General features: G+C 61.2%; 5 protein-coding genes and 1 pseudogene. 3 read left to right on the forward strand and 3 right to left on the reverse strand.

Annotated features, from left to right (window positions below):
• The first annotated feature begins 116 nt into the window (after positions 1 to 116).
• Complete coding sequence (locus B0E55_RS30400) at positions 117 to 1,019, forward strand: hypothetical protein (RefSeq protein WP_019745033.1); 903 nt, start codon at positions 117 to 119, stop codon at positions 1,017 to 1,019.
• Between the two features lie 319 nt (positions 1,020 to 1,338).
• On the opposite strand, the gene B0E55_RS30405 is transcribed toward B0E55_RS30400, so the two are convergent.
• Both B0E55_RS30405 and B0E55_RS30410 read right to left on the reverse strand, forming a co-directional pair.
• Positions 1,339 to 1,773, reverse strand: coding sequence for a hypothetical protein (locus tag B0E55_RS30405; protein WP_080911116.1), 435 nt, complete (start codon positions 1,771 to 1,773; stop codon positions 1,339 to 1,341).
• Between the two features lie 50 nt (positions 1,774 to 1,823).
• Positions 1,824 to 2,825, reverse strand: coding sequence for a helix-turn-helix domain-containing protein (locus B0E55_RS30410; protein WP_241896184.1), 1,002 nt, complete (start codon positions 2,823 to 2,825; stop codon positions 1,824 to 1,826).
• Between the two features lie 364 nt (positions 2,826 to 3,189).
• On the opposite strand from B0E55_RS30410, the gene B0E55_RS30415 reads away from it, so the two are divergent.
• On the forward strand, positions 3,190 to 5,709 hold the full coding sequence (locus tag B0E55_RS30415) for a helix-turn-helix transcriptional regulator (RefSeq protein ID WP_080911118.1): 2,520 nt from the start codon (positions 3,190 to 3,192) through the stop codon (positions 5,707 to 5,709).
• A 6-nt stretch (positions 5,710 to 5,715) separates the two neighbouring features.
• On the opposite strand, the gene B0E55_RS30420 is transcribed toward B0E55_RS30415, so the two are convergent.
• The gene (locus B0E55_RS30420) at positions 5,716 to 6,471 is read right to left on the reverse strand and encodes a MerR family transcriptional regulator (RefSeq protein WP_019745027.1); all 756 of its coding nucleotides are present in this window, start codon (positions 6,469 to 6,471) and stop codon (positions 5,716 to 5,718) included.
• Positions 6,472 to 6,792: 321 nt separating this feature from the next.
• On the opposite strand from B0E55_RS30420, the pseudogene B0E55_RS30425 reads away from it, so the two are divergent.
• A pseudogene (locus B0E55_RS30425) lies at positions 6,793 to 7,882 on the forward strand (indolepyruvate ferredoxin oxidoreductase family protein); the annotation flags it as partial.

The raw sequence follows: 7,882 nt of genomic DNA on the forward strand, positions 1-7,882 counted from the left end.
TCGGTGTACTTCTCGGGTAGCACTTGTTCGAATACCTGAGGGTGATGTCAGGCCTGGGAAAATAGGGCAGGGTCTATCTCTATGACCATTGCCCATGAACTTCGTGTGGAATTTCGATGCTGATCGGACTGATTGCCGCGATCGTGGCGTGCGTCGGATACGGCGTGGCGTCGGTGTTGCAGGCGTACGGCGCGCGCAAGTCGGCAGCTGCCGCCGAGCAGCGAGGCGAGGCCGGACACGTGACGGCGACGGGTGGCCCGACCTTGCGTTCGACGTTCGCCGCCGCGCTGACGGCGTCGTTCATCCTGGGCACCGTGCTCGATGCGGTCGGATTCGCCGGTAGTGCCATCTCCGCGCGGCTCATTCCACTGTTCTTGTCGCAGACAGTGGTCAGTGCCAATCTCGTCATCACGGCAGTGCTGGGGACCGTGGTCCTGGGCATCCAGTTGCATCGTCGCGACTGGTTCGCGATCGCCGCGGTGATCGGATCGCTCCTGCTGCTCGGTTTGTCTTCCGGTCACGCGGGCGGCGGGAGTTCCAACGACGTCGTCCACTGGGGTGTCCTGGTGGGCTCGGCGTTGATCTTGTCGATCGGTATCGGTTTGATCCGATGGTTGGGCTCACGCGCAGCAGTTGTCGCCGGGTTGATCTCGGGTGTGTTGTTCGGCTGTCTGGCCATTGCCGTACGCGTGGTCTACGGAATCGATCCGTTCGAAATCGGCACGATGCTCCGCGATCCGGCCGGCTGGGCAATCCTCGTCTCGGGCCTGGGCGGTTTCTATCTGCACACGGTGGCGTTGCAACTGGGATCCGTCAACGGAGCGACAGCGGCACTGGTTGTCGGCGAGACGGTCGTTCCGGGAATCGTCGGCGTCGTGGTGCTCGGCGATGCGTCGCGACCGGGCCTGGAATGGCTTGCCATCGTCGGATTCGTCGGAGCGATCGCGGGCGCCGTCGCCGTGGCCGTCTTCGGCGCGGCGAGCCACGAGGGGAAACCTGCCGAAGAAGTGACCGTCTGATGCGATAGCGAATGCGGTGCTGTTCGATCGGTCGAGCGGTAACGGAAGCCGCGTTCTTGCGGATAGTTCTAGTGCGCGACCGATGCCTCGCATGTCTCGTGCGGACAACGGCACAAAGAACGGAGGAAAGTGATGAGCAGCTTGGATATTCAACGTTGGTCGAACGACTTCACTGCGCTGACCAAAGTCATTTCGGAAGGCATCGAGCAGTTTGTTCTCCGGTTCATTTCCAGCTGAAGTGATCTGAGCTCGCTGCCTGGCAAGGAGTTATTGATCTCCACCGCGGTTCGGAGGCCGAATCGTGATGAAGCAGAGGTTCTTACGGGGTCTGGGAGGCCTGGGCGGGGGAGAGCAGGTAGGAGAACACGTACGTAACTGCGGCGATGACCGCCAGTACGATCAAGGACGTCGGGAACCCTGCGGCATCTCGCACCGGGGCACCTGAAGCGGTGACGGCCGCCATGAACACTCCGATTACCAACAATGTCACCGCCAAGGCCGAGCACGCAGCGAACCGATGCTTCCAGCAGCAGACTGTGCGCGCCGGCCATGTGTGGCTTGTTCTCAGGGCGCAGCGCCCGCCTGCAACAGCGCTCGAGCCAACAATCAGCCCGACCAGCGCTCCGATGAAAGCGGGTATGAACAGTCCTACCCAGGACCAGGCTCCATCGCCGACTATCGGGATCATCACGGCGACACCTGTGACCGCGCCTGTGAGTGCAGCCAGACTCAGTTCCTTGTCGACCCAGCTCATGGAACAACTAGAACACAGGCGCGATCCCGAGGCTGTGGAGTATTTCGGATTCAGGGGCTGAAGAACTCGAGTCGACGGTGCAGCCGTGCGATCGACGGGTCCCCGATCGTGCGCCTGCCATCGGTACGAGCTTGGCTCGGAGTCATCCCGTAGAAGTCTTTGAACGCGCGCGCCAATTGGGATTTCGAGGTGAAGCCACATCGCAGGGCCAACGCGTCGGTCGTTTCGTTCGACATCTCGGCTCTGGTCAACTCGCGGTAGACGAGTTCGAGGCGCTTGCGCCGTATGACAAGAGCGATTCCGCCGTCGGATGCGAATGCGCGGTAGAGCTGTGCTCGGGAAACCGACAATGCTGCGCACATGCTCGTCGGGCCGAGCCAGGTCTCCGAGAGATGCTCGGCGATGTAGGCGTACGCACGATCGCGGAGAGAGTGATCGGGCCGCGGCGACAGATCAGGTTCGGCGATACCCAAACTGACACGCAGGAGGGAAGCGACGACGTCCTCGTAGCCGGCCGCAGCATCGGGATCGAGATGCGGTAGCGCGAGTACGACCGATTGCATGCACTGAGCGAGCACGACGGCAGGAACTCCGCGCAGTACCGTCCCGTGTAGAGAACGACCCTTCGACTCCGCTTCGACGAGGGAGCGCGGCGCCAGGAGTGTGATGGTGCGTCCGGTCGCCTCGGTTTCGACGTCAGCAGTCCAGGTTCGCCCGAGGTCGAAGAACGCGATGTCCCCAGGGCGGGCGACAAAATCCACTCGGTCGGCGTCACCACTGACCTGTCCACCGCGGACGACCTGGATCATGTACTGATCGTCGAGTCCGCTCTCGGCGATCACAACTTTGCTGCGGTTGTACTTCTGCGCGTTGAAGGTCGTTTCACCGATCAGCGAGGTCCCGATAGGCAGGGCGGAGATCGAGCCTTGGAGGGGCGTGTCGGCGCCTATCGGCTCGGTGACGAAGAACGGACGCGTGACGACACGCCAGAAGTCGTTGGCGTCCGCAGGGTCCACCGATCGAGTCGACACGCGAATGCGGGCGGAATTCATCGGCACGCGGGCATGATATGTCAGATCCCGCAGGTCGCAGTCACTCTCCCGCAAATAGACGTCAATAGTGACCGAGCCCACATAATGAGACAAATCGGGCGTATTTGTGAGACGGCCAGTGCTCGCGTGTCGCGGTGATTCTGTCTATGTTGTTCGTTATGGGTGGACAGGTTGGGAGTTCGATGCTCGAACGAAATCTCGAGTTCGGCGGGGATCGACTGCTCGTTTGTCGGCCATCATGACATCCACTTCGAATCGGTCGCAGCTATCTCGAGCAAAGCGAAATCCTCGAGGAAGGGGCACGCTGCAAAGACGGCTCGCCGGGCGTGGAGCCACGGCGATTCGTCCTCGTCTGCTCGGGTTGATGGAACGCTCGGCGGGCTTGACGGTCATCGATTCGCCGCGGGGGTTCGGGAAGACGGACCTCGCCGCGTTGTGGCTCACGACTCTCGGGCACATGCCCATCAGACCAGTTGTCTGGGTGCCGGCGCCATCGAATCGGATGACCCCCCTCGAGTACTGGAACACTGCGCTCGCAGTGATTCAAGATTCTCTGGAATCACTCGAGGCCCCGCCACGAATGCGCGAGGATCCGGTGGGGGCAATCGAATCACTACTCGACTCGTCGCCCACCCCATTCGTGTTGGTGTTCAACCGCATCGACCTGGTTGAGGGTGACGAGGTGGGACGCCGAATCGTGGATCTGATCGTGCGGCTTCCCGGATTGAAAGTAATCGTCACGCTGCAGGATCGGTCTGCGACGGACTTACTCGAGGACGTCCGCGTGGACGAGTACCTGTGCGCGAACGACCTCAGATACACGCTCGACGAGTCCACAGTTCTGTTCGCGGAGGCAGGGATCCACCTTCCCTCGGGCATCGTCCATTCGATCTGCGAGCGTGTTGCCGGCGTTCCTGTGCTGATGAAGGTTGCTCTGAGTGCGGTTGCGGGGCTGAGTGAACCGAGTCGTGGGCGCGAACGCGTTCAGCAGCGAGTGGACCAAGCGATCCACGCGTACGTCAGTCGGACCGCTCCTCGATCGGGCAAGTCGCTCGAGTTGTTCGACTTCGCGACTACGATCGCCGCCGCCCGCACCGTCACACCAGAGATCGCTCGTGTCTTGTCCGACGATCTTGACGTGGAGGGCAAACTGGACTTGCTCGAGTCTTTCGGTCTGATATTCCGGGACGGTCCCGAGGGAGAAGCATCCTGGTACTTTGCGCCGTCAGTTCGACTGGCATTCATGCAGATACGGACCGAACAAGGGGATGGATTCGACGATCCCTTCCAGGTTCTCGTCGATCACGCTCTCGGGACTTCGGATATAGCCGGTGCCGTTCACTACGCCTTGGACGGACGCCATTGGACCAGGGTGCTCGACATACTCGAGCGTCACTGGGCCGATCTTCTGGTTGATCACACCGGATTGGTCCGGACTGCGTTGCAATCCATACCCGGCGACGTACTCAGTTCGAACTCTTCGATTCTGGTGGGCCGTGACCTGCTCGAATCACGCCTGCGGCCGCAGTTGGTCAACGGCGATTCGTTGCCGACGGAACCGGCGGAATTGCGTGCGATAGGTGGTAGTTCGCATGCGCACAGCTTGTTGAACGTCGGGACAGTCCAATCGGTTGTGCTGAGAACATCCGGTAAGTACCAACGCTCTACCGAGATCACGCGCAAGTTGGCTCACGTCGTGTACGGACTCGGTGACGAGTCGTTGGGCGCGTTGGGGTCTCAACTGCCCGCCCTGCGCCTGATCTGGGGTGTTTCGCATCAACTGACCGGTGACCTCGGTGATGCCGCGGTGGAATTGCGACTCGCCTATCAGGGTGCGATGGAATACGGTCCGGAGTTCGTCCTGCGGCACGCCGCTGGCAATGCCGCGCTCAACTCCGCGCTGATCGGGGACGTCGCGCACGCGACAGACTGGCTTCACCTCGAAAGCACACACCCGGACGTTTCGGGATGGTTGGGACCGCCCTCGCACATGGGGGGAGCGATCGCGCGGGCACTGGTGGCGTGCGATCGCGTGGACCTGAATGCCGGCGCTGCCGCGATGGACGCGCTCGCCGAGATCACACCGCCGGGCGACCTGTGGGCGTTCGCGGCCTACACTTACACCAGATTTGCACTGCTGCAATCGGATCCGTTCTCGGGGCTGATTTCGCTCCAGCGCGCAGTGGCAACGCACGGGCACGTGAATCCGTGTGAACGATCACTCGGTGACGCACTTCTCGCCGCGGCGCGTATCGATCTTCTGTTGGCGTCCGGGGAGGGTACCAAGGCGCTGGAGGAATCAGTCGCTGCGTCACATACGTTTGCTGTTGTCACGGTTTCTGTCGCTCGTGCGCATCTCCTGACGGGGGCTCCGTCACAGGCATTGGAATTGTGTCGCGAAATCGACTGGAGCGAGCAGTATCTCACGAGGTTTCGGCTCGAGTCCCTGCTGATCGAATGCGCTGCGCTGTGCGAACTGGGGAGAATCCCCGCTGCCGCCAGTCCGTGGGAGGAGGCTCGCGGACTGCTCGAAACCTCAGGTGTCCTGTCGGCGCTGGCGACCATACCGCGTGATCTGATCAGGCAACTGGAAGAGCGGGCCGAGGGCCCGAGCAGTGCCGTCACAAGCTTTCTCGAATCCGAAGTGCCGCAGATGTATCCGGCGGCTATCGTTCAAGTCCAATTGACGAAGCGGGAGATGGACGTTCTCGTGGAACTGGGTCTCGGCATTCCGATCGGCGAGATAGCGCGAAAGTTGTTCGTATCCAACAACACATTGAAGAGTCACCTGCGAGCCCTGTATCGCAAACTCGGTGCGCATTCCCGCGAAGAGGCCGTCGCGGCAGCGCACCGACACAACCTCCTCGGCAGTGGGCAGGACTGATCGACGTCAGTGCAAATTGCGCTCGGAGTAGATCTTCATCGCGTCACGGACCAGCGAAGCGGTGCCTTCTCCGTACTTGTCGTAGTTTGCAGTGAAGCGGGGATCGTCGACGTACATCTGGCCGAGTCCGGTGAAGGCGTCGGCGCTGGGAGTCCTTCCCTGCCAACCGATTTTTATCCACTCGAACTGTCTCTGGGTAATCGTCTGGACGTCGTCGCTTTCCGCGGGTAGGCCCGCTGTCAGTGCTTTTCCGAATGCCGCTGCGATGTCAGCTTGAGCTTGCAGATGTGCTTTCCGGTCCTGCTCGGACATCGACCGCCACCAGTTGTCGCCGCTGGTATAGGCGTCCTTGCCCCAACGCTCGATGACCTCGTCCTTGTATCGGGTGTGGTCGAACCCGTCGAAAACATCTTCCGGCATGAGTGATTCACCTTTCTTCGTCTTGTTCAACGTCCTGTTGACCGATTCGATCTGTCTCGAGATCCGCGTGCGCTCTTGCTCGAGGAGTTCGAGGTGCGTACGCAGCGCGGCGGCCGTGTCGCGTTCACCGGTGAGGACTTCGGCGATGGCCGGCAATCCGAGTCCGAGTTCCCGAAGCAGCAGGATGCGTTGCAGTCGCACCAGGGCGTCTTCGTCGTAGAAGCGGTAGCCGTTGGCGCCGATGCGGCTTGGTTCCAGGAGTCCGAGATCGCCGTAATGGCGCAGCGTTCTGCTGGTGGTACCGGCGGATTTGGCGAGTTCTTGGATGGACCATTCGCTCACGTGGAGTTCCTACTCTCGGATCGGTTGTGCTCATTCAGCATGCAAGTTGACGATGCGTCAATGTCAAGAAAGTTCTCGGTGTGCATTGTCGGGAACGTTTTATGTCCGTTTCGCCGTATCGCCACGAACGGGTCTCCAACTGATTGATTCGATGACCTAGGTCACGTGATTTGGCTCACAAATTGCCAATTTGAATAGTTGAACAAGCCTCTGTTGACGCTTTCACATACCTCGACCACGATCATCTGAACAGATCGAGTTACGCGGTTGTTGAAAATGCACGGTAGTTGAAATGCACTGCAGACGGAACGGTGGTCCACGATGACTGAACTGGTGTCGGGCGTAGCCCAGGCCAAGCCCTATGACCTCGATGATCGGTACCGGTCGGGATCGGGACCGGTGTTGCTGACCGGTGTTCAGGCAATCGCACGCGGTTTCGTCGAGCAGCACGTTCGCGACATCCGGGCTGGTAAGCGTATTGCCACTTTTGTCTCCGGTTACCAGGGCAGCCCCCTCGGCGGCGTCGACAAGATGCTCCACGGCATGCCCAAGGTTCTCGCGGAACACGACATCACCTTCATCCCCGGCTTCAACGAGGAGCTCGCTGCCACCGCGGTATGGGGAAGCCAGACGGATCTCCCGGCCGGAACCGCGACCCACGACGGCGTGACCGGCGTCTGGTACGGCAAGGGCCCCGGCGTCGACCGCGCTACCGACACCATTCGCCACGCCAACATGTACGGCGTGAACCCCAAGGGCGGCGTCGTCCTGCTGGTGGGCGACGACCCGGCGTCGAAGTCCTCCACGGTTCCGGCCGTCAGCGAGCGCTCGCTTGCCGCGATGGGTGTGCCGGTTCTCTTTCCGCGCAATGCCGAAGAGATCATCACGATGGGTATGCACGCCGTTGCACTCTCGCGGGTGTCCGGTTGCGTAGTAGCGCTGAAGATCGTCGCCGACGTCGCCGACGGTGCCTGGACGATCGACGGCAGCATCGCGGACTTCGACATCGTGGTTCCGGAAGTGCAGTTCGAGGGCAAGCCCTTCGTCTACAAGCAGCGTCAGATGGCTGCGCCGCCGGACAGTGTCATCGCCGAGGCCGATCTGTACGGCCCGCGATGGGATCTTGTTCACGCGTACGGAACTGCCAACAACCTCGATGTGATCGAGGTCAACCCCTCCGGTGCGAAGATCGGTATCGCCGCCACCGGTACAACTTTCGACTCCGTCCGCCAAGCTCTGGCAGACCTCGGCGTCGATGATGCGGCGCTGCACCGCGCCGGGATCCGTCTCCTTCGCATCGGAATGTGCTACCCCGTCGTGGGCGAGAAGATCAGGGAGTTCGCCGAAGGTCTCGAGCAGATCGTCGTGGTCGAGGACAAGACCGCGTTCATCGAAGCTCAGATCCGGGAAG

Source organism: Rhodococcus sp. 66b (assembly GCF_002076325.1).
GTDB classification, from domain to species: Bacteria; Actinomycetota; Actinomycetes; order Mycobacteriales; family Mycobacteriaceae; genus Rhodococcus_F; species Rhodococcus_F erythropolis.